The 19963-nt window shown below is 63.3% G+C and carries 20 protein-coding genes and 1 tRNA gene; 11 read left to right on the top strand and 10 right to left on the bottom strand.

Going from position 1 to position 19963, the window contains the following annotated elements; translation table 11 throughout:
* Positions 1-15: 15 nt before the first annotated feature.
* The 4 genes from CAL22_RS19755 (at position 16) to CAL22_RS19740 (ending at position 4406) form a co-directional block, all read left to right on the top strand.
* A complete protein-coding gene (locus CAL22_RS19755; protein WP_094816093.1) occupies positions 16-1470 on the top strand; it encodes a S41 family peptidase in 1455 nt (484 codons plus the stop codon).
* Positions 1467-2216, top strand: coding sequence for a HesA/MoeB/ThiF family protein (locus CAL22_RS19750; RefSeq protein WP_094816091.1), 750 nt, complete (start codon positions 1467-1469; stop codon positions 2214-2216). Before CAL22_RS19755 ends, CAL22_RS19750 begins: the two co-directional genes overlap by 4 nt.
* A 75-nt stretch (positions 2217-2291) precedes the next feature.
* The gene (locus CAL22_RS19745; protein WP_094816089.1) at positions 2292-2990 is read left to right on the top strand and encodes a FadR/GntR family transcriptional regulator; all 699 of its coding nucleotides are present in this window, start codon (positions 2292-2294) and stop codon (positions 2988-2990) included.
* A 3-nt stretch (positions 2991-2993) separates the two neighbouring features.
* Entirely contained in the window at positions 2994-4406 is a 1413-nt protein-coding gene (locus CAL22_RS19740) for an FAD-binding oxidoreductase (protein ID WP_094816087.1), read from the top strand.
* 48 nt (positions 4407-4454) lie between these two features.
* Here the strand turns inward: CAL22_RS19740 and CAL22_RS19735 are convergent, their stop codons facing one another.
* A complete protein-coding gene (locus CAL22_RS19735; RefSeq protein ID WP_094816085.1) occupies positions 4455-5438 on the bottom strand; it encodes a TerC family protein in 984 nt (327 codons plus the stop codon).
* A gap of 100 nt (positions 5439-5538) precedes the next feature.
* On the opposite strand from CAL22_RS19735, the gene CAL22_RS19730 reads away from it, so the two are divergent.
* Together CAL22_RS19730 and CAL22_RS19725 are read left to right on the top strand one after the other, a co-directional pair.
* Positions 5539-6432, top strand: a complete 894-nt coding sequence (locus CAL22_RS19730) for a LysR substrate-binding domain-containing protein (protein ID WP_094816083.1) — start codon at positions 5539-5541, stop codon at positions 6430-6432.
* Positions 6433-6503: 71 nt separating this feature from the next.
* The gene (locus tag CAL22_RS19725; RefSeq protein ID WP_094816081.1) at positions 6504-6875 is read left to right on the top strand and encodes a hypothetical protein; all 372 of its coding nucleotides are present in this window, start codon (positions 6504-6506) and stop codon (positions 6873-6875) included.
* Positions 6876-6913: 38 nt separating this feature from the next.
* On the opposite strand, the gene thiC is transcribed toward CAL22_RS19725, so the two are convergent.
* Positions 6914-8827, bottom strand: coding sequence for a phosphomethylpyrimidine synthase ThiC (gene thiC, locus CAL22_RS19720; protein ID WP_094816079.1), 1914 nt, complete (start codon positions 8825-8827; stop codon positions 6914-6916).
* Between the two features lie 294 nt (positions 8828-9121).
* On the opposite strand from thiC, the gene CAL22_RS19715 reads away from it, so the two are divergent.
* The gene (locus CAL22_RS19715) at positions 9122-9694 is read left to right on the top strand and encodes a SecDF P1 head subdomain-containing protein (RefSeq protein ID WP_094816077.1); all 573 of its coding nucleotides are present in this window, start codon (positions 9122-9124) and stop codon (positions 9692-9694) included.
* Between the two features lie 18 nt (positions 9695-9712).
* Here CAL22_RS19715 and CAL22_RS19710 read toward each other — a convergent pair whose 3' ends face one another.
* Positions 9713-10066, bottom strand: a complete 354-nt coding sequence (locus CAL22_RS19710; protein WP_432264316.1) for a helix-turn-helix domain-containing protein — start codon at positions 10064-10066, stop codon at positions 9713-9715.
* Positions 10067-10211: 145 nt separating this feature from the next.
* The gene (locus tag CAL22_RS21455; protein ID WP_094816074.1) at positions 10212-10625 is read right to left on the bottom strand and encodes a helix-turn-helix domain-containing protein; all 414 of its coding nucleotides are present in this window, start codon (positions 10623-10625) and stop codon (positions 10212-10214) included.
* 88 nt (positions 10626-10713) lie between these two features.
* On the opposite strand from CAL22_RS21455, the gene CAL22_RS19700 reads away from it, so the two are divergent.
* Positions 10714-11484, top strand: a complete 771-nt coding sequence (locus CAL22_RS19700; protein ID WP_094816073.1) for a transcriptional regulator — start codon at positions 10714-10716, stop codon at positions 11482-11484.
* A 22-nt stretch (positions 11485-11506) separates the two neighbouring features.
* Here CAL22_RS19700 and proB read toward each other — a convergent pair whose 3' ends face one another.
* From proB to rplU, 4 genes are all read right to left on the bottom strand, one after another.
* The gene (proB, locus tag CAL22_RS19695; RefSeq protein WP_094816071.1) at positions 11507-12640 is read right to left on the bottom strand and encodes a glutamate 5-kinase; all 1134 of its coding nucleotides are present in this window, start codon (positions 12638-12640) and stop codon (positions 11507-11509) included.
* 69 nt (positions 12641-12709) lie between these two features.
* Positions 12710-13828 carry a GTPase ObgE gene (obgE, locus tag CAL22_RS19690; RefSeq protein ID WP_094816069.1) on the bottom strand — a complete coding sequence of 373 codons (1119 nt, stop codon included), beginning with the start codon at positions 13826-13828 and terminating at the stop codon, positions 12710-12712.
* Positions 13829-13942: 114 nt separating this feature from the next.
* A complete protein-coding gene (gene rpmA, locus CAL22_RS19685; RefSeq protein ID WP_005016714.1) occupies positions 13943-14203 on the bottom strand; it encodes a 50S ribosomal protein L27 in 261 nt (86 codons plus the stop codon).
* Positions 14204-14235: 32 nt separating this feature from the next.
* Positions 14236-14547, bottom strand: a complete 312-nt coding sequence (gene rplU / locus CAL22_RS19680; protein ID WP_005016713.1) for a 50S ribosomal protein L21 — start codon at positions 14545-14547, stop codon at positions 14236-14238.
* Positions 14548-14861: 314 nt separating this feature from the next.
* Here rplU and ispB point away from each other — a divergent pair, with 314 nt between their 5' ends.
* The 3 genes from ispB (at position 14862) to CAL22_RS19660 (ending at position 17807) form a co-directional block, all read left to right on the top strand.
* On the top strand, positions 14862-15827 hold the full coding sequence (ispB, locus tag CAL22_RS19675) for an octaprenyl diphosphate synthase (RefSeq protein WP_094816067.1): 966 nt from the start codon (positions 14862-14864) through the stop codon (positions 15825-15827).
* A gap of 63 nt (positions 15828-15890) precedes the next feature.
* Positions 15891-15967 (top strand) — tRNA-Pro (locus tag CAL22_RS19670).
* A 937-nt stretch (positions 15968-16904) separates the two neighbouring features.
* The gene (locus CAL22_RS19660; protein ID WP_094816064.1) at positions 16905-17807 is read left to right on the top strand and encodes a LysR family transcriptional regulator; all 903 of its coding nucleotides are present in this window, start codon (positions 16905-16907) and stop codon (positions 17805-17807) included.
* A 37-nt stretch (positions 17808-17844) separates the two neighbouring features.
* Here CAL22_RS19660 and CAL22_RS19655 read toward each other — a convergent pair whose 3' ends face one another.
* A complete protein-coding gene (locus tag CAL22_RS19655; RefSeq protein WP_094816062.1) occupies positions 17845-18852 on the bottom strand; it encodes a Bug family tripartite tricarboxylate transporter substrate binding protein in 1008 nt (335 codons plus the stop codon).
* Between the two features lie 69 nt (positions 18853-18921).
* Positions 18922-19962 (bottom strand): amidohydrolase family protein, encoded by a 1041-nt coding sequence (locus CAL22_RS19650; RefSeq protein WP_143277007.1) that lies wholly within the window; start codon positions 19960-19962, stop codon positions 18922-18924.
* Position 19963 lies beyond the last annotated feature (1 nt).

Genomic DNA, 19963 nt, shown 5'->3' with positions numbered 1-19963 from the left:
AATCAGGATGTGTGCATGAGCACTCGCAAGTTTCGCGGTTTCGGTCTGGTCGCCACGGGTGTCGTGGCAGGCATACTGCTGAGCGTGGGCGTGACCGCGGTCGCGCAGCGGGGCAGCCCATTGCCGCTGGACGAATTGCGGCAGCTGACCAACGTTTTTGCCGCGATCAAGAACAACTATGTTGAACAGGTCGACGACAAGACCCTGATCAGCAATGCGATCTCGGGCATGGTCTCCAACCTTGACCCGCATTCGGCCTACCTGGACGCAGACGCTTTCCGCGAAATGCAGACCGCCACGCAGGGCGAGTTCGGCGGGCTGGGTATCGAAGTCGGTGCCGAAGACGGTTTCGTCAAGGTGATCTCGCCCATCGAGGATACGCCGGCCGCGCGCGCCGGCATCATGGCGGGCGACCTCATCATCAAGATCGATGACACGCCGACCAAGGGCATGTCTCTCAATGACGCCGTCAAGCTCATGCGCGGCAAGCCCAAGTCCACCATCACGCTGACCATCATGCGCGCGGATCGCCCGCAGCCCATCGTGATCAAGATCGTGCGCGACATCATCAAGGTGCGCAGCGTGCGCAGCAAGATGCTCGACGACGGCGTGGCCTATGTGCGCATTGCCCAGTTCCAGGAAAAAACCGGCCCGGATCTGGCCCGTCACCTGAACGAGCTCGGCGCCAAGGGAGCGCCGAAGGGTCTGGTGCTCGATCTGCGTAACGATCCGGGCGGCCTGCTCAACAGCGCCATCGGCGTGGCCGGCGCTTTCCTGCCGACCGATGCCCTGGTGGTGTCGACCGACGGCCGCACGCCTGATGCCCGCCACAAGTATCTGGCCACGCCCTCGGAGTACTCCCGCGGCGAAGGGAACTACCTCAACGACCTGCCGGCCTGGACCAAGACAGTGCCCATGGTCGTGCTGGTCAACGTCGGCTCGGCCTCGGCTTCCGAAATCGTGGCCGGCGCGCTGCAGGATCACAAGCGGGCCAAGGTCTTGGGCAACCGCACGTTCGGCAAGGGCTCGGTGCAGGTCATCCTGCCGTTGTCCGAAACCACGGCGGTCAAGCTCACCACCTCGCGTTATTTCACGCCCAGCGGCCGTTCCATCCAGGCAACGGGCATCGAGCCGGATTACGTCGTGGCTGATACGGCCGATGGCGATCTGTTCCGCCTGCCGCGCGAAGCCGATCTGCAGCGCCATCTGTCCAATCAGCAAAGCCCCAACTCGGAAGTGAAGTCCGACCCCAACGAAAACCCCGACACGCCGGCTGGCAAGGTGTTCGAGTTCGGCGGCAAGGATGACTTCCAGCTGCTGCAAGGCATCAACCTGCTGCAAGGCAAGCCGGTGCAGAAGGGCTCGGCGCGGGCGCAGGCCAAGGCCGATATCAAGCCCAACGCCACGGGCGCCACGACCCAGCGCATGACGATCACGCCGTCCGGAGTCGAGCCCGCCGGCAAGAAATGAACGACCAGCAACTGCTGCGTTATGCCCGGCACATCCTGCTCGACGATCTTGGCATCGAAGGGCAGGAGTGCTTTCTGGCGGCAAAAGTCCTGATCATCGGAGCGGGCGGGCTGGGCTCGCCCGCCGCCATTTATCTGGCCACCGCCGGCGTGGGACACATCACGCTGGTCGACGACGACATCGTCGAACTGTCCAATCTGCAACGCCAAATCCTGCACACGACGGCCAGCCTGGGCCGGCCCAAGGCCGAGTCCGGGCGCGACATGCTGGCGGCCTTCAATCCGGAGGTGGAGGTCGAACCCCGCGTCCAACGGCTGGATGGCCAGGCCCTGGCCGACGCGGTCGCTGCTGCCGACATCGTGCTGGATTGCTGCGATAACTTCGCCACCCGGCATGCCATCAACCGCGCCTGCGTGCAGCACCGTAAGCCGCTGGTGTCGGGGGCGGCCATTCGTTATGACGGCCAGATCAGCACCTACGACCTGCGCCGCGATGACGCGCCCTGTTATCACTGCCTCTTCCCGGAGTCGGACGAGGTCGAAGAAATCAATTGCGCCACGACGGGCGTGCTGGCGCCCCTGGTGGGCATCATTGGTGCCATGCAGGCAGCCGAGGCGCTGAAACTGGCCGCCGGTCTGGGCCAGACCCTGGCCGGCCGCCTGCTGCAATTGGATGTGCGCAGCATGCAATGGCATAGCGTCAACGTGCCGCGCGATCCCGACTGCCCCGTCTGCCGCCATCGTTGAGACGGTCGGGCGTGGGGCGGATGTGCGCCCAAAGTTATCAGATAACCTGAATGCTTTGTGGCTATAATCCGCGGCATGCAAACGAGGACGCTTACCGAACAGGTCGCCCATCAATTGGCCGATGAGATTGGCCGCGGCGACTATCCCGTGGGAGAAAAACTGCCCTCGGGCCGCGCTTTGGCCGCCCGATACGGGGTCAGCGCGGCCGTGATCCGCGAAGCGACCGAACGGTTGCGCACGCAAGGCCTGGTGCGCACGCGTCAGGGCTCGGGGTGCACGGTGATCGCCCGCACCGGCGCGCAGGGTTTCCAGGTGCCGCCGGAGATCGCGCTGGATCGTGCCGCCCTGGGCGCGGTGTATGAATTGCGCATGGACCTGGAGGCGGGTGCGGCCGCGCTGGCCGCCCAGCGCCGCGACCCGACCGATCTGCAGGCCATGCAGGCGGCGCTTTCGGCCCTCGAACTGCATCTGGAGGATCCCGTGCAGGGCAGCGAGCACGATGTCGCCTTTCATTTGGCCATCGCGCGCGCCACGCACAACGAGCATTACCAGCGTTTGCTGCACTACCTCAATCTGCAATTGCGCCAGGCCGTGACCGCCGCGCGCGCCAATACCGCTCGCCAGCAGGGTCTGGCGCGCGCCGTGCACGGCGAGCATATTGCCGTTTTCCAAGCCATCGCCGCCGGCCGCGCCGATGCCGCGCGCGAGGCGGCCTGGCAGCATCTGCGCAACGCCGCCGCCCGCCTGCAACTCGATTTTTCTCTGACAGCCTGAACCATGAGCCAGAACACTTTTGCCGAACGCTTGACCGCCGCCCTGGGTCCCGATGTGGTGCTGACCCGGCCTGACGATGTTGCACCGTGGCTGGCCGACTGGCGCGGCATGTACCAGGGCCAGGCCCAGGCGGTGCTGCGCCCGCGCACGACCGAAGAGGTCGCGCATGCGCTGGCCATGTGCCAGGCCGAGGCGGTGCCGGTGGTGCCGCGCGGGGGCAACACCGGCCTGTGCGGGGCGGCAACGCCGGACGCGTCGCCCGCCAACGTGGTGTTGAGCCTGGATCGCATGAATGCCATCCGCGGCATCGATACCATCGCCAATACCATGGTGGCCGAGGCGGGCTGCATCCTGGGCAATCTGCGCCGCGCCGCGCAGGACGCCGGCCGGCTATTGCCCTTGAGCCTGGCGGCCGAGGATTCCAGCCAGATCGGCGGCAACGTTGCCACCAACGCCGGCGGCGTCAACGTCGTGCGCTACGGCATGACGCGCGAGCTGGTCCTCGGGCTGGAGGCCGTTCTGCCGACGGGCGAGATCTTTCACGGGCTGCGTACGCTGCGCAAGGACAATACCGGCTATGACCTCAAACAGTTGCTGATCGGCTCGGAGGGAACGCTGGGCGTGATTACCGCCGTGGCCCTGCGCCTGTTTCCGCGCACCGATGTGCGTACGGTGGTGCTGGCGGCCGTGGAGTCGCCGGCCCAGGCCTTGTCGTTGTACGAGCTGCTGTTCCAGGCGTGCGGCGCGCGTTTGCAAGCCTATGAGTTTTTCACCGGTGACTGCCTGGATCTGGTGCTGCGGCATGCCGAGGGGGTGCAGGAACCCTTCGCTCAGCGCTATCCGGGTTACGTGCTGATGGAGTTGGCCGACACCGAGGACGAGGCGGCCCTGACCGCCATGTTGGAGAAGGTGATCGGTCAGGCGCTCGAAGAGGGGCTGTGCCTGGACGCCGCGGTATCGGCCTCGCTGGGCCAACTGCAGGCACTGTGGAAGCTGCGCGAGGAGATTTCCGAAGCCCAGCGCGCCGACGGGCCGCACTTGAAGCATGACGTGTCCTTGCCCATCGAGAAGATCCCCGCCTTCATGCAGACCGCCCAGCAACGCGTGCGCGAATTGGACCCCGGTATCCGCCTCTATATCTTCGGGCATTTCGGCGATGGCAATCTGCACTACAACCTGTCGCGCCCTGAGGGCGCGAGCAAAGCGTGGGCGGCGCAGGAAGGCGGGCGTGTGACGGACGTGGTGCTCGATGAGGTCCATCGTTATGGCGGCAGCATCAGCGCCGAGCATGGTATCGGCCAGCTCAAGCGCGAGCATTTCCTGCACACCAAGGATCCGCTGGAGCTGCGCTTGATGGCGGGCATCAAGCGCCTGGTCGACCCGGCCGGCATCATGAACCCCGGCAAGCTGCTGTAAGAGTAAAGCCCCTCGGAGCGCCCTTGCAGGTGCCCTGAGGGGCAGGTGTTAGCTGGCGGGGACTTCCTTGCGGGTCTTCCACAGCGAATAAAGGATACCTGCCGCGATCAGCCCGAAGGTCACCGACAGCGAGAAGGTCGCGGGCACCTTGCCCACCAGGCCGTGCAGGAAGATCTTGCCGCCGATAAAGACCAGCACCAGCGCCAGGGCGTACTTCAGGTAATGGAAGCGGTGTATCAGGGCCGACAGGGCGAAATACAGCGCACGCAGACCCAGGATGGCGAAGATGTTGCTGGTATAGACCATGAAGGGGTCGGTGGTAATGGCGAAAATCGCCGGCACCGAGTCCACCGCGAACAGCAGATCCACGAACTCGATCAACACCAGCGCCAATAGCAGCGGCGTGGCAAAGCGCACTTTGCGCTGAGTGGCCGGGTCGGTCTCCACCACGGTGAAGGCGCTGCCGCGCAAACCATCCGTCACGCGCATGCGGCGCTTGAGGAACTTGAGAATGGCGTTGTTCTCGATGTCGGGTGTTTCATCCACCATGCGCCACATCTTGAAGCCGGTGTAGACCAGAAAGGCGCCAAACACATACATGATCCAGCCGAACTGGCTGACCAGCGCCGTGCCCAGGCCGATCATGATGGCGCGCAGCACGATGACCCCCAAGATGCCCCAGAACAGCACGCGGTGCTGGTAAAGGCGCGGGATGGCAAAGTAGGTGAAGATCAGCGCGATCACAAAGACATTGTCCATGGACAATGATTTTTCGATCAGAAAGCCCGTGTAGTACGCCATGCTGCTCTCGGCGCCCATTTGCCACCAGATCCAGCCGCCAAAGGCCAGGGCCGCGGCGATATAGCCGGCCGACAGCAAGAGGCTCTCGCGCACGCCGATCTCGCGCTCCTCCTTGTGCAGCACGCCCAGGTCAAAGGCCAGCAGGGCCACGACCACGCCCAGAAAGAGCAGCCAGCTCCAGACCGGCGTGCCCAGAAAATCGTTCAGAAAGAAAGTCATCAAGGCATCCATGCTTTACCTCGTCTAAGAAGGTTGTCATCTTCCTGGCATGGGCCTGCTCTATAAATCAGCTTGAATTTGAGCTATGGTTCGAAAAAACCGAAGTGATTCCATGCTCAACTACCGGCATCTCTACTATTTCTGGGCTGTGGCCAAAGAGGGCGGCTTCGCGCGGGCGGCCGAGAAACTGGATATGGCCATCCAGACCATCAGCGCCCAGGTGCGCGAGCTCGAGCGCAACCTCGGGCATCAATTGCTCAAGCCCGCCGGGCGGGGCGTGGCGCTCACTGAAGCGGGCGAGGCGGCCTTCGCCCGGGCCGAAGAGATATTCCAGATCGGCCAGCAGCTTGCCGACGACGTACGATCCGCGGCCACCCGGCCGATGATGCGGCTGGCCATCGGGCTGTCGGATGGGATCTCCAAACTGGCGGTGCATGCGCTGCTCGGGCCCATCCTGGAGACACCGGACCTGCGGCTGACCTGCCACGACGGCGAGGTCGACGAACTGCTGGGCGAACTGGCCCGCCATCACCTCGACCTGGTGCTCACCGGGCAGGGGGCTCCTCCCAATCCCAATCTGCGGCTGACCAGCGAGCGCCTGATCTCCTCGCCGGTGGACTGGTACGGGCCGGCACGCTGGGTGCGGCGCGCCGATGTGGCGGCTTTTCCCGCCAGTCTGGCCCGGCTGCCGCTGCTCTTGCCCACCGGGCACTCGGTGCTGCGCCAGACCTTGGATCGCTGGTTTGAGGCGCAGGGCATCGTGCCGCAGATCGTTGGCGAGTTCGAGGACAGCGCGCTCATGGCGGTGTTCGCCGCGCGCGGCCTGGGTGTTTTCCCATTGAGCCGCATGGGCGGCGAAGACGTCCGCCTGCTCAACGGGCTGCGCCCGCTGGGCCGCTGCGAGGCCGTCCACGAGGAAATCCACGCCATACGCAACCGGCGCGGCCAGCAGCATCCCTTGGTGCAGCGCATCCTCGCCGAGGCGAAAACTTCGGTTTTTTCGTAGTGTGGGTATCGCCAGAACTGGTTTTTCGGTCTGGCCAGACTCGCTATCCTGCCGCTTTGCGCGGAGCTGTCATGAGAAAACTTATCTGGCTGTCCTTTGCGGTGTTGGCCGGCTTGTGGACACTGACGATCTGGCTGTTGCTGCGCCTGACCGACTGGATGCTGGGCGCCGTCGCCGCGGCGAGCTTGCCGACGGGCACGCAGGCCCAGCCCGCCCCGCCCTGGGCGGGGCCGCTGCTGGACGGGCCCTGGATGCCCATGCTGCAGCAGATGCTGCTGGATTTCGCCCGGGCCGCCAACGCCGTCCTGCCCATGGCCGGCGGGCTGTCGGCCGTCATCGGCGTGGCGGCCTGGCTGTTTTGGGGCTGCATCATGCTGGGCTTGTTGCTGGTCGCGGCGGGCCTGCACTGGCTGGCGGGCAAAAAAAACCGCCCACGTCAGTGAGCTGACGCGGGCGGTTGCGTGGGGCGGGCGCGCGCCGCTTAGTTGCGGTGATAGACCTCCGCGCCTTTTTTCACGAACTCGATCGCTTTTTCCTGCATGCCCTGGCTCAGTGCCTGCTGATCCGACAGGCCCTGGCTGGCGGCGTACTCGCGCACGTCCTGGGTGATCTTCATGCTGCAGAAGTGCGGGCCGCACATCGAGCAGAAGTGCGCCACCTTCATCGAATCCTTGGGCAGCGTCTCGTCGTGGAATTCGCGCGCGGTGTCCGGGTCCAGACCGAGGTTGAACTGGTCATCCCAGCGGAACTCGAAGCGGGCTTTGGACAGGGCGTTGTCGCGCACGGCCGCGCCCGGATGGCCTTTGGCCAGATCGGCGGCATGGGCGGCGATCTTGTAGGTGATGATGCCGTCCTTGACGTCCTTCTTATTGGGCAGGCCCAGGTGCTCCTTGGGCGTGACATAGCACAGCATCGCCGTGCCATACCAGCCGATGATCGCCGCGCCGATCCCGGAGGTGATGTGATCGTAGCCCGGCGCGATGTCGGTGGTCAGCGGCCCCAGCGTATAGAAGGGCGCTTCGTGACAGTGCTCCAGCTGCAGCTCCATGTTCTCTTTGATCATCTGCATGGGCACGTGGCCCGGGCCTTCGATCATGACCTGGACATCGTGTTTCCAGGCGACCTGGGTCAGCTCGCCCAGGGTCTTGAGCTCGGCGAACTGCGCTTCGTCATTGGCGTCATAGCCGGAGCCCGGGCGCAGCCCGTCGCCGAGCGAGAAGCTCACGTCGTAGGCCTTCATGATTTCGCAGATTTCTTCGAAGCGCTCGTAGAGGAAGCTCTCCTTGTGGTGCGCCAGACACCACTTGGCCATGATGGAGCCGCCACGCGAGACGATGCCCGTCATGCGATCGGCGGTCATGGGGATGAAGGGCAGACGCACGCCCGCGTGAATGGTGAAGTAATCCACGCCTTGCTCGGCCTGCTCGATCAGCGTGTCGCGGAAAATCTCCCAGGTCAGGTCTTCGGCCTTGCCGTCGACTTTTTCCAGCGCCTGATAGATGGGGACTGTGCCGATCGGGACGGGCGAATTGCGGATGATCCATTCGCGCGTTTCGTGGATGTGCTTGCCGGTCGACAGATCCATGACGGTGTCGCCGCCCCAGCGGATGGCCCAGGTCATCTTCTCGACTTCCTCGCCGATGCCCGAGCTCACGGCGGAGTTGCCGATATTGGCGTTGATCTTGACCAGGAAATTGCGGCCGATGATCATCGGCTCGACTTCCGGGTGATTGATGTTGGCCGGAATGATGGCGCGCCCGCGCGCGATTTCGTCGCGCACGAACTCCGGCGTGATGGCCGTGGGGATGGCGGCGCCAAAAGACTGGCCCGGGTGCTGGCGCATCAGGCGGCGGGCCATCTTCTCGCCTTCGGGGCCGCTGGCGCGCAGCGACTCGAGATAATGTTCGCGGCGCAGGCTTTCGCGGATGGCGACGTATTCCATCTCCGGCGTGACGATGCCGCGGCGGGCATAGTGCATCTGGCTCACGTTGGCGCCCGGCTTGGCGCGGCGCGGCGGGCGGCGCAAATCGAAGCGCATGGCCGTCAGTTTGGGGTCTTCCAGACGGCCACGGCCGTACTCGCTGCTCGGGCCGTCAAGCACTTCCACGTCGCCGCGCTCATCGATCCACGCGCGGCGCAATTCCGGCAGGCCGCGGCGGATGTCGATCGTGGCCTGGGGATCGGTATAGGGGCCGCTGGTGTCGTAGACGGTCAACGGCGGGTTGTGTTCGCCGCCGAACATCGTCGGCGTATCGTGTTGCTCGATTTCGCGAAAGGGCACCCGGATATCGGGCCGCGAGCCGGTTTCGTAGATTTTGCGGGATTTGGGAAGCGGTGCGACAGCGGCAGCGTCGACCTCGGCCGTGGCGGCCAGGAACTTCGGGTTGGCATTCATGGAAAGCTCCAAAGAAAATGGAGCCGAATCGGGATCTTCTCCCCGCGGGCAATACCCGGGGAAAGACGCTCCCAGCATCGGCATTATCCGTACTGGTACGAAGGGACTCTCTCAACACGCGTGCCTTGCGGCGCACGAGTACCCCTGCGTGAATCCGGAGTATAGGCCGTATTGGGTCTTTACATCTGGAAGCAGTCCGGCGTGAAGCCGCGTAATATGGCCCTGTAAACTTTGTTCATGAGCCAGGGGCAGGCCCTGTCCTGGTACGCAAGCCAACCTCAGAAGGAATCCACTATGCAACTGACTAAGCGAAAACTTGCTCCGGCGGCTTTGATTGCTGTCCTGGCGCTGGCCGGATGCGCAGCTCCCAAGGGCGCGGACAAGACAGCCAACGGCAATACCCAGCCCACCGCGGCCACGCAGGCCCAGGCCCCGGCCACCAGCGCGGCAGTCGAGTTTTACATCGCCTCCACGGACGCCGATCCTTCGCTGACCCCGGTCAAGGTCTCCGACGGCACGCTGTATCTGCAACGCGCACCGGTGCTTACCCGCGCCGATCTGACCGAGGCCCAAGCTTTGGTGGATCGTCAAGGCCAGAATTTCGTCGGCTTGCGCTTTAGCGAGTCTGGCACCCGCAAGCTGACCGAAGTCAGCACCCAGAACGTGGGCAAGATGCTGGTGCTGGTCATCGATCGCGAGCTCATCGCCGCGCCGCGTATCGCCGAGCCGCTGAACAAGGGCGTGCTGGCCTTTGGCGTGCCCACGGCCAATGCTGCGGCCGCCATCGCCGCCAAGATCCGCGGTGACGCTCCCCCGCCTGCTGCGGCACCGGCCGCGGGCGGCGTGCCGGCTGCGCCCACGCGCTAAGGCCAGCTGTCTGGCGCTTCAGAGCCCGCCCTCACCGGCGGGCTTTTTCATGGCGGCCTGTTCCGGCGGCCATTCGAGACAGGCGCTGATATAGGCGTTGACCAGACGATCCAGAATGAATTGATCCCGTGGGTGCAGCGCGGCCCGGGGCGGGCCGGGCTCTTGCAGTTCGGGCGGCATGTCGATCTCGCGCGGGCCCTGGCCGGTCTCCAGCCAGTCGCGCTGCACGCGCAGGGCGCGCGCCAGCCGGCGGGAAGCCCGGCTGCTGTGTCTGCGTCCGCTTTCGTAGCTGGCGATGGCGCTTTGCGACAGGCCCGCCACGCGCGCCAGCGCCTGCTGCGTGTAACCCCGTAATACGCGAGCTTCTCTCAATCTGTCTGAAAAGGTGTTCACGGCGGGATTGAAGCGTGAGCTGCGCTTACCTTGGTGCTCAAATTAAGCACATACGTGATCTGTGGGGCGGGAAGCGCGCGTGAGGCGGACGCAGTCTAGGGGCGAGAGCCGGCAGGTCCTCGGATCAGCGGGGTTTCTTGGGTTTTGCGGGGCGGCTCGGGTGGCCCGGCTCTGCCTGACAGGCTTCTATGAAGCTTCGGACAGTATTTTCCAGCAGTCGCAGGTCGCGTTTGGACAGCGAAGCAATATGCGCCGGAGTTACTGTACGGAAAGGCCAAGCCGCGACGTTGTCGACGGTTTCGGGAGCAGGTTCAGCCAGCGATGTGCCAGGATCCATCGGGCCGCGACCCATCTCGAGCCAGTCCAGGCTGACGTTCAACGCCATGGCCAGGCGCCGTACGGACCGGCTGCTCAACCGTTGACTGGTTTCGTAGCTGCCGATGGCGCTTTGCGACAAACCACATGCGCGAGCGAGATCCTGCTGGGTGTAACCCCGCAATGCACGTGCTTGTCTCAATCGGTCTGAAAAAGTCTTCACAGGCTGATTGAATCGTGGGATTAAATTACTTTGGTGATTAATTAAACCACTTATGTGGTTCAGATAATGTCACTGGAATCCACCCGCCATGATGCAATCTTTTCGAGAGCTGGATGAGGGGCTGCCCTCATTCTGGGAGTTGAACAGCGCCGAAGGCCGTGCGCCAAGGGTGCCGTCGCTGGCGCTTATCAACTGCCAGGGCGCGGTGCTTTCCGCCAGCGATCAGGATCACCTGGAGACCACCTTCCGGCGCGGCGGCTGGCAGCTCTACAGACTGGGCCTGGACGACGACTGGGAGCACAAGTTGAACGCGTTTACCCCGGACGTGCTCCTGGTGCGCAGCGGTGCCGCGGGTACGGCCAGCGTTACCCGCATTATCAGACTGGTGAAAGGGCGAGGTCAGGGGGTGTGCGTGGTGGTCCAGTATGGCGACGTCGCGCCGGGCTTGCGCATCGCCGCCCTGAAAGCCGGCGCCGATGTCTGCTTCAGCATGGCCGACACGGGCAGATCCTGGCTGGCCGCCGAACTGCTGGCGGTGGTGGACGCGGCGCGCCGCTCGCGCGGCCAGGGCCTGTCCCGAGGCTGGAGCCTGAGCGACACGCGGCGCACGCTGTATGGCCCCGAGGGCGTCACCTTGCCCTTGACGCCCATCGAGGCGCGGTTTCTGGCGCGATTGTTTTCGTCGCCCGGCTGTTGCGTCAGGCGGGGCGCCAATGCCCAGGGGATGCAATCACGCCACATGGACGTGCTGGTGTCGCGGCTGCGCAGTAAGGCCCGGCGCGCAGGGGTCGATCTGCCCTTGCACGCCGTGCATCATTGGGGCTATATCTTTCTGGCGGAACTGTCCGAGTGCCCGTAAGCGCCCGGCCATGGGTAGCGCTTTACTCGGTGATCACCAGATTGTCGCGATGCACCAGTTCGGGGTCCGTCATGCTTCCGAGCAGGGTGGCGATCTGCGACGACGGGTGCCGCATGATGCGGCGCGTATCCGACGACGAGTAGTTGACCAGCCCGCGCGCGCACTCGCGGCCGGCCGCATCCACGCAGGCCACGACATCGCCGCGCTCGAACTCGCCTTGCACTTCGGTCACGCCGATCGGCAGCAGGCTTTTGCCCTCATTGAGCAGGGCCCGCACCGCGCCGTCGTCCAGCACCAGGCGGCCGCGTAGCCGCAGATGATCGGCCATCCACTGCTTGCGCGCCGACCACACGGGCAGGCTGGCCTGCAGCTCGGTGCCGATGCATTCGCCTTGCGCCAGGCGGGTCAGCACGTTGCGTTCACGCCCCGAGGCAATGACCGTGTGAGCGCCGCTGTGCGCAGCGCGCTTGGCCGCCAGGATCTTGGTCAGCATGCCGCCGGTGCCCACGCCGCTGCCGGCCCCGCCGGCCATGGCCTCGAGCGCGGAATCGCCCGCCTGAGCGTGCGAGATGAAGCGGGCCTCGGGGTTCTTGCGCGGGTCGGCTTCATAGAGGCCGCGCTGATCGGTCAGGATGATGAGCGAGTCGGCTTCGATGAGATTCGTCACCAGCGCGCCCAGGGTGTCGTTGTCGCCCAGCCGGATCTCGTCGGTGACCACGGTGTCGTTTTCATTGACGATGGGCACCACGCCCAGGCGCAGCAGCGCAAAGAGGGTGGAGCGCGCGTTCAGATAGCGATGGCGGTCGGCCAGATCCTCGTGCGTGAGCAGGATCTGCGCCGTGCGCAGGCCATGTTCGGCAAAAGCGGCCTCGTAGGCCTGGCACAGCCCCATTTGCCCAACCGCCGCGGCGGCCTGCAACTCATGCATGACCGAAGGGCGCTTGCGCCAGCCCAGGCGGGCCATGCCTTCGGCCACCGCGCCGCTGGAGACCAGCACGACCTGGCGGCCTTGTTTGTGCAGGGCCGCGATCTGCGCGGCCCAATGGCTGACCGCGATACGGTCCAGGCCGCGGCCTTCATTGGTGACGAGCGAAGAGCCCACTTTGGCAACCAGGCGGTTGGCCGATGCAATTACCGAGATAGGGGTGGCAGTCATGGTGATGACCAGGGCGGTTTCGAGGACGGGCCGCCGTGGCGGCCGATGACGCAATATGACGACGGGATTTTATTCGTCACCGCCCGGCGGCGTGCTGCGCGTCGAATCGAAACGCGGGTCCTCGTGCACAAAACTGCCGTCTGCCTTGTCCTGGTCGATCTGGTCTTTCTGCTTTTCGGCGTCCAGATAGTCTTGCAGGGCCCAGATCAATTCCTGGGTGCCTTCGCCATTGAGGCCGGAAATGCCGAAGACCGGGCCTGTCCAGCCAAACGCCTCGCAGAAGCGCTGCTGCAGGGATTCCGCATCCGGCACCATGTCCAGCTTGTTGAGCACCAGCCAGCGGGGCTTGTCGGCCAGCTCCGCGTCATAGCGGCGCAACTCTTCGACGATGGCGCGGGCGTTCTGGACCGCGTCATCGACCGGATCGAAATCCGGATCGGGGCTAGAGACATCCACCAGGTGCAACAGCACGCGCGTGCGCGCCAGATGGCGCAAAAACAGATGGCCCAGGCCGGCGCCTTCGGAGGCGCCCTCGATCAGCCCGGGAATATCGGCGACCACGAAGCTGCGCGATGGCGAGGTGCGCACCACGCCCAGATTGGGGTGCAGCGTTGTGAACGGATAGTCGGCGATCTTGGGGCGCGCATTGGAAATGCGGCTGATCAGCGTGGACTTGCCTGCATTAGGCAGGCCCAGCAGGCCCACATCGGCCAGCACCTTGAGCTCCAGACGCAGCTTGCGTTGCTCGCCTTCCTTGCCGGGCGTCCATTGACGCGGCGCGCGGTTGACGCTGGACTTGAAATGGATGTTGCCCATGCCGCCCTGGCCGCCTGCAGCCAGCGTGACCTGCTCGCCGTGGCGGTTGAGGTCGAACAAAATATCGCCGGTCTCGGCGTCGTGCACCACCGTGCCCACCGGCACTCGCAGCGTGATGTCGGGCGCGGCCGCGCCATACTGATCCGAGCCGCGGCCGTTTTCGCCGTTTCTGGCCCGATGCAGGCGTGCGTAGCGGAAATCGATCAGGGTGTTGATATTGCGGTCGGCCACGGCAAAGATGCTGCCGCCACGACCGCCATCGCCGCCGTCCGGGCCGCCTCTGGGGATGAATTTTTCGCGGCGAAAGCTCGCCACGCCATTGCCGCCTTTGCCGGCGATCACTTCGATGGTGGCTTCGTCAACGAATTTCATAGTGTGTATAGAGTAAAAGCCGGCGCAAGATGGCGCGGCATGGTGAATATTCTGCCTGAAAACAAAAGGCCCTGCCGGTTGCGGCAGGGCCTTGCGTTCTGGTCGAAGCGCCAATTAGTTGGCGGATTCCACCCAGACCGTGGCTTTGTTCATTGCACCCTTGGTGCCGAACTTGACCTTGCCGTCCGCCAGGGCGAACAGGGTGTGGTCCTTGCCGATGCCGACATTCACGCCAGCGTGAAAGCGGGTGCCGCGCTGGCGCACGATGATCGAGCCAGCCTGGATTTGCTGGCCGCCGTACACCTTGACGCCCAGGCGCTTCGATTCTGAGTCGCGGCCGTTGCGAGTTGAGCCGCCGCCCTTTTTCTGTGCCATGTTTTAGCTCCTGCTAAAAAACCAGAAATCCATTAAGCCGTGATGGCTTCGATGCGGATTTCGGTGTAGTTCTGACGGTGGCCCTGACGCTTCTGATAGTGCTTGCGACGGCGCATCTTGAAGATCTTGACCTTATCGTGCCGGCCATGCGCAAGAACCGTAGCCTTGACCACAGCGCCGGCGACGAGAGGCGTACCAACTTTCAGCTGGTCACCTTCGCCCACGGACAACACTTGGTCCAGGGTGATTTCTTGCCCAATGTCAGCAGGTATCTGTTCTACCTTGAGTTTTTCGCCAGCGGCAACACGATACTGCTTGCCACCGGTTTTTACGACCGCGTACATGGGGTTTTCCTTGAAAAGAAAGAGGAGGATGTAAGTCCATCCCTAATTGGCCTTGCATGTTTCCAAAGCCAAGCTCAAGATTCTAGCCCGCCGCCCAATGAATGTCAAAAATCGCTTTCGACTTAAGGGCTTAGGTGGTATGGCTGAAACACTTTCAGCCCAAAAACGGGGTCCGGCCCCGCGATTCCCGCGCCGGGCGCGCCGATCGGGCGTCCGTCCTGGACAGCCCGTATAATCCCCCGGGAATCCACTGCCGCAGGCGGTGGCCTAGCGGTAAGAGCCCCGTGCGGCTCGTTTCACAATCCGGATACGTCTTGAATCTCCCCGCGCTCATTGCCCCCATTGTTGACGATATGAAAGCCGTCGATGCGGTTATCCGCGAGCGGCTGAACTCCGATGTCGTGTTGATCCGCACCATCGGCGACTACATCATCGGTGCGGGGGGCAAGCGGATGCGGCCGGCCATGGTGCTCATGGTGGCCCGCGCCCTCGGCTACGAGGGGACGCATCATCAGCTGCTGGCTGCGGTGGTGGAGTTCATCCACACCGCCACCCTGCTGCACGATGACGTGGTCGACGAATCCGACCTGCGGCGCGGCCGCCAGACGGCCAACGCCGTCTTCGGCAACGCAGCCAGCGTGCTGGTGGGCGATTATCTCTACTCGCGCTCATTCGAGATGATGGTCGAGGCCGGCTCGATGCGGATCATGCAGATCCTCTCCGAAGCCACCACCGTCATCGCCGAAGGCGAAGTGCTCCAGCTGCTGAACGTGCATGATCCGGATGTCTCCGAAGAACGTTATCTGCAGGTGGTGCGCTACAAGACCGCCAAGCTCTTCGAAGCCGCGGCCCAGGTGGGCGCCGTACTGGCGGGCGCCACGCCCGAGCAGGAAGCCGCCGCGGCGGCCTATGGCCGCCACGTCGGCACGGCCTTCCAGCTCATCGATGACGTCCTGGACTACACCGGCGACGCCGTGGCCCTGGGCAAGAACGTCGGCGACGACCTGCGCGAAGGCAAGCCCACGCTGCCGCTCATCCGCGTCATGGAAGTCGGCACGCCCGCGCAGCAGGAACTGATCCGCAAAGCGATCGAAACCGGCGACGCCGACTTCGCCGCGGTGGCCCTGGCGATCCAGGAAACCGACGCGCTCGCCCATGCGCGCCAGGCCGCCGAGGCCGAGGCGCAGAAGGCGCGCGATGCGTTGTCTATCTACCCCGTTTCCATTTATCAAAATTCTCTGTTAGAATTCTGCGCTTTCGCGGTAAACAGAGATCGCTAGATCAAAACGCACTGCGAAACGAGCCCGAAGACATTGTCTGTGGGCTCATAGTTGAAAGAAAATCGGGGCGTAGCTCAGTCTGGTAGAGTACTGCGTTCGGGACGCAGGAGTCGGAGGTTCGAATCCTCTCGCCCCGACCAATCTTCAACGGTCGAATTTAGCTGGTGGTAATGACATCAGCGGCATAAGCCGGAATCGCGCAAGCGGTGCCGGCTTTTTTGCGTTTGTGGCCTGGAGCCTTGGTGCCGCGACGTTACGCACCCCGCCCCAGACCTAGACCTAGACCTAGACCTAGACCTAGACCTAGACCTAGACCCAAGGCCGGCCGCCCTTCCTCATGGATCAAAGTCAGAAAGTGCTGGCCTGGGTTCGCACGTCGCTCGCCATCATCGGCACGACCTTGCTTGCCGACAGAGCGATCGCTCAGATGGGCAGCAGCGCGCTTGCGGTGCTGGTCCTGCAGGTCCGCAGCGCAGCCAGCATTTCCTATGGGCGTCGGCGGGTAAGGACGCAGGCCGCAGGCGTCGATCTGCGCGGCGCCCTCTGCATCCTTCCGAACTCTGGCAGGCATCACGACGCTGGCATGGGGGATAGGGTCTGGGCGTGGCGGTGTGGGGGGGCTTTCGTCTCACGGCCTTGAATGCGTATGGAAAAAGGCGATGCCGGTGACCGCGCTGCACCGTCGTCCAGCCCATGAAGCGGATCATTTCAGGTTTGCCACCCACACTGTGCCGGTCGGTTCTTCTTGAGCTTCGAGCGCGCGAAGCTGCCGATGGTGGGGCGGGCCTGGCAGCGAGGAGATAGCGGCTCGGGTTAAGAATCACCCTACAATCGTTGGCAATAGGAGGCCCCGCGTGTAACGAGGGGCGTGGGGAAGCTGTCTGTCGCGGGTGTGTGGACCCTGTGCGCGGCCTAAACGTCCGGGCGATGGGTAGTGCCTTCGGCTCGCCCTGCGGGCGCCGAGGACGGCGCGACATCATGCGAGTGTTGCAGAACCAGGCAAGCGGACTCGCGGCATAAGTCGGCTGCCTCTGCTTTCCCGCACGCTTCTGCGACAGACACGAATTCGGCAAAACAATGGCAAAAATAAATATCGTGCACCTTCAGACGCTGTGCCACATCGCACAACTGGGTAGCTTTCAGGCCGCAGCTGATCACATGTACACCACGCAACCGACCGTATCGGTGCGTATGCGGGAGCTTGAGGGGCGGCTGGGTTTTCCGGTCTTTCATAAGCGTGGCCGGAAAATGGACCTTACGACGCAGGGTCGGGAGCTAGTCCAGCAAATCAAACCTCTTCTGGCTGCGATCGATGATGTCATCTATTCGCTGGATGATGCCAGCCACGCCTCTGGCCTCATCTGTCTGGGTATCGCCGGCCTTGTCGGGCAGACCTGGTTTCCGGATTTCATCGGCGCCGTGCGCACCGCGATGCCTCAGTTGAGTTTCGATGTGGAGGTAGGGCAGACTTCGCTCAGCGTGAGTAAGCTGGAGGCCGGGCATCTGGATCTCGTGTTCATGGCGACTCCGTCATTGACGTCGGATAAATTCCACGTCGAGCCTTTGGGAGAGATCGATGTCGTTCTCGTCGGAGCACCCAGTCTCGTTGGTCAGATTAACGGTCGCTCAGAGGAAAGCTGGCTGGATTTGCTCGGCAGCCGGCCGTTATGGTCGTTGTCCAAGGAGTCGCCCATGTATCCCGTGCTCATGAAGGTGATTAAGGAGCACAATCTGCGGATCAAGGTCGATATCTGCAGCAATATCGTGACCTTGAAGCAATTGATATGCAGCGGCGCAGGAGTCGGTTTGATGTCCTATCCGTTGATTAAGTCCGAACTCGAGCGCGGGGAGCTGGTCGTCCTCAAGGACGCCCCAGCCTTTCCCAGGATCTCGTTCAATGCGGCTTGGGGTATGGACCAGAGCCAGACCGTCATCCGCAAACTGGTGCGTATCGCCAGAGCGGTGTCCACCTTCCACTGAAGCTGCAGGAAGGCAGCCGCCCGCTATGCCCGCGGCGTTACTCGGGTTTGACGCCGGCTTCGCTAAGGAGTTTGCGCCAGTTGGCGACCTCATCCGACAGGAGTTTTTTCGAACCCTCCAGACTCCGATGGTCGGCAGCCGGGATGGTTAGGCCCATTTGTTTGTAGCGCTCCAGAAGAGCCGGGGATTCGAGACTCGCATTAATGGCAGCATTGAGTTTTTCAACGACATCTGCCGGAACGCCCTTTTTCACCAGCATCATATTCCAGATGACATAGTTCAGATCAGGGTAGGAGGTCTCGCTTGCCGCGGGCACTCCAGGCAGTACGCCGGCGCGCTCCTTAGCCAGCACCAATAGCCCCTTGATCTTGCCGCCAGAGATAGATCCTACCGCCGTGCTGCTGCTTTCGATGGTGTAGTCGATCTGTCCTGCCATGACATCCGAGGTGGCTTGCGCCGCGCCGCGATAATGCACTTTCGGAACGTCGACGCCCAGTTTTGCGTTTAACAGCACGCTCCCCAGAAACGCACCCGAACCGATGCCGGCGTCGCCAGCATTCATTTTTGCGGCATGTGCTTTGGTGTAAGCCGCGAATTCATCAAAGTTAGAAGCAGGAAAATCAGCCCTGACCGAGAGGACTTGTGGCGCGTCGCCAACCGAACCCAAAGGGGTGAAGTCCCTGATGATGTCATAGGGCAGGTCTTTGTAGACGGATGCGTTGGCGGCCAGGGTGCCGACATTGCCAAACAACAAGGTGTAGCCGTCGGTGCCGCCGCGCGCGACGCGGGTTTGACCGATCGTACCGCCGGCTCCGGGATGATTTTCAACGACGATGGTCTGTTTGAGTTCCTTGGACAGACTGTCGGCGACCGTGCGCGCGAGGACGTCTGTCGCGCCACCGGCGGTATAAGGGACAACCAGGGTGATGGGGCGTTCGGGGTAACCTGCCGCGAGGGCAGGAGTCGTCGCGGCTAGTGTCAATGCAGCCGCGCAAATTTGCAGCAAGCGCGTGTGCGCACGCGCCAGGGTTATCCTTGGGTACATGATTGTCTCCAGAGTATGTGGATGCCTCGAATAGAGGCGTTTTTATCCAGCCTTCGAGCGAGGCTTTGATCAAATATCGATGGTCAGCGAGTAGAGGTCGCGGGCATTCCGTCCAAGAAGATCCCGCTTCTCATCCGCCGAATAGGCATGGATGATGCGTTTGAAGGCGTTCCAAACCACGCCATAGGATGCGGTGCCTTTATCGACCGGGAAGTTGCTTTCAAACATGCAACGCTGTGCGCCGAATAGCTCAATGCAGCTCGTCATATATGGCGACCAGGCTGCTGCCAGTTCCGCTGACGTCGGCGCGCGGGCATTTTCATGAAAGCGAAAACCGGCCATCAGCATCCCCATTCCACCGAGCTTGACCCGGATGTTGGGGTACTCCGCCAGACGCCTCATGAAATGCGTCCAGTCTCTGAAAACCTCCGCGCGGCATCCGGCATACGGACCGAAGCCGATTGGTCCGCCCTGATGATTGAGAACGATCCTGGTTTCAGGGTTGTCGCGTGCGAGGTCTACGAGCTCACCCAATTGGGTGTGATACATCCAGGCTTCGAAAACAAGATTCCGGCGAGTGAGCTCTTTGATGCCTTGGCGGAATTTTCTGTCGTACAGCAGCCCTGGCGGGGGCAGAATGACCGAGCCGCGCGCCGCCGGATCGGCATGCCAGGCCGACGTGTTGCGCACACCTCGAAAGCGGCCTTGCGCGACTTCGATGTGGCGATCCAGCAGAGCCCCGGCCTCGGCACCGAGACTCAGATCTACGTAACCGACGATGGCTGCCGCGATTGCGGGCCCGTCCGGATCGGTATCGCGGCAGGTCGTCCCAACGCCGACGGCCTGTTCGGTTTCGCCCAATGGAGCCAGCGCGGGCCCTAGATCATCGCGATAGTTATGGCGGGCCTCTACCGCGACGGTCGCCACAATATTGTGGCCACTGCTTGCGATATCCGCCTGCATCTGTGGCAAGAGATACGATGGCGCATCCTGCTTATGCCACAGGTGATGATGGGCATCGACGATCGGCGTCTCGGGGTCGATCGCAGCCTCGATGGTCGTCGCTAGCCAGGATTCTCGGATCGGGATGTGGCGTGACGTGGCGTCCATG

Origin of the sequence: Bordetella genomosp. 12 (assembly GCF_002261355.1) — a bacterium.
In the GTDB taxonomy this organism is placed as follows: domain Bacteria; phylum Pseudomonadota; class Gammaproteobacteria; order Burkholderiales; family Burkholderiaceae_B; genus Bordetella.
This window is presented reverse-complemented; position numbering and strand designations above follow the sequence as displayed.

What these genes read in the sequence shown, in the direction of transcription:
- CAL22_RS19755 (WP_094816093.1), top strand. Translation starts at nt 16, where the DNA reads ATGAGCACTCGCAAGTTTCGCGGTTTCGGTCTGGTCGCCACGGGTGTC.
- CAL22_RS19750 (WP_094816091.1), top strand. Translation starts at nt 1,467, where the DNA reads ATGAACGACCAGCAACTGCTGCGTTATGCCCGGCACATCCTGCTCGAC.
- CAL22_RS19745 (WP_094816089.1), top strand. Translation starts at nt 2,292, where the DNA reads ATGCAAACGAGGACGCTTACCGAACAGGTCGCCCATCAATTGGCCGAT.
- CAL22_RS19740 (WP_094816087.1), top strand. Translation starts at nt 2,994, where the DNA reads ATGAGCCAGAACACTTTTGCCGAACGCTTGACCGCCGCCCTGGGTCCC.
- CAL22_RS19735 (WP_094816085.1), bottom strand. Translation starts at nt 5,438, where the DNA reads ATGGATGCCTTGATGACTTTCTTTCTGAACGATTTTCTGGGCACGCCG.
- CAL22_RS19730 (WP_094816083.1), top strand. Translation starts at nt 5,539, where the DNA reads ATGCTCAACTACCGGCATCTCTACTATTTCTGGGCTGTGGCCAAAGAG.
- CAL22_RS19725 (WP_094816081.1), top strand. Translation starts at nt 6,504, where the DNA reads ATGAGAAAACTTATCTGGCTGTCCTTTGCGGTGTTGGCCGGCTTGTGG.
- thiC (WP_094816079.1), bottom strand. Translation starts at nt 8,827, where the DNA reads ATGAATGCCAACCCGAAGTTCCTGGCCGCCACGGCCGAGGTCGACGCT.
- CAL22_RS19715 (WP_094816077.1), top strand. Translation starts at nt 9,122, where the DNA reads ATGCAACTGACTAAGCGAAAACTTGCTCCGGCGGCTTTGATTGCTGTC.
- CAL22_RS19700 (WP_094816073.1), top strand. Translation starts at nt 10,714, where the DNA reads ATGATGCAATCTTTTCGAGAGCTGGATGAGGGGCTGCCCTCATTCTGG.
- proB (WP_094816071.1), bottom strand. Translation starts at nt 12,640, where the DNA reads ATGACTGCCACCCCTATCTCGGTAATTGCATCGGCCAACCGCCTGGTT.
- obgE (WP_094816069.1), bottom strand. Translation starts at nt 13,828, where the DNA reads ATGAAATTCGTTGACGAAGCCACCATCGAAGTGATCGCCGGCAAAGGC.
- rpmA (WP_005016714.1), bottom strand. Translation starts at nt 14,203, where the DNA reads ATGGCACAGAAAAAGGGCGGCGGCTCAACTCGCAACGGCCGCGACTCA.
- rplU (WP_005016713.1), bottom strand. Translation starts at nt 14,547, where the DNA reads ATGTACGCGGTCGTAAAAACCGGTGGCAAGCAGTATCGTGTTGCCGCT.
- CAL22_RS19660 (WP_094816064.1), top strand. Translation starts at nt 16,905, where the DNA reads ATGGCAAAAATAAATATCGTGCACCTTCAGACGCTGTGCCACATCGCA.
- CAL22_RS19655 (WP_094816062.1), bottom strand. Translation starts at nt 18,852, where the DNA reads ATGTACCCAAGGATAACCCTGGCGCGTGCGCACACGCGCTTGCTGCAA.
- CAL22_RS19650 (WP_143277007.1), bottom strand. Translation starts at nt 19,962, where the DNA reads ATGGACGCCACGTCACGCCACATCCCGATCCGAGAATCCTGGCTAGCG.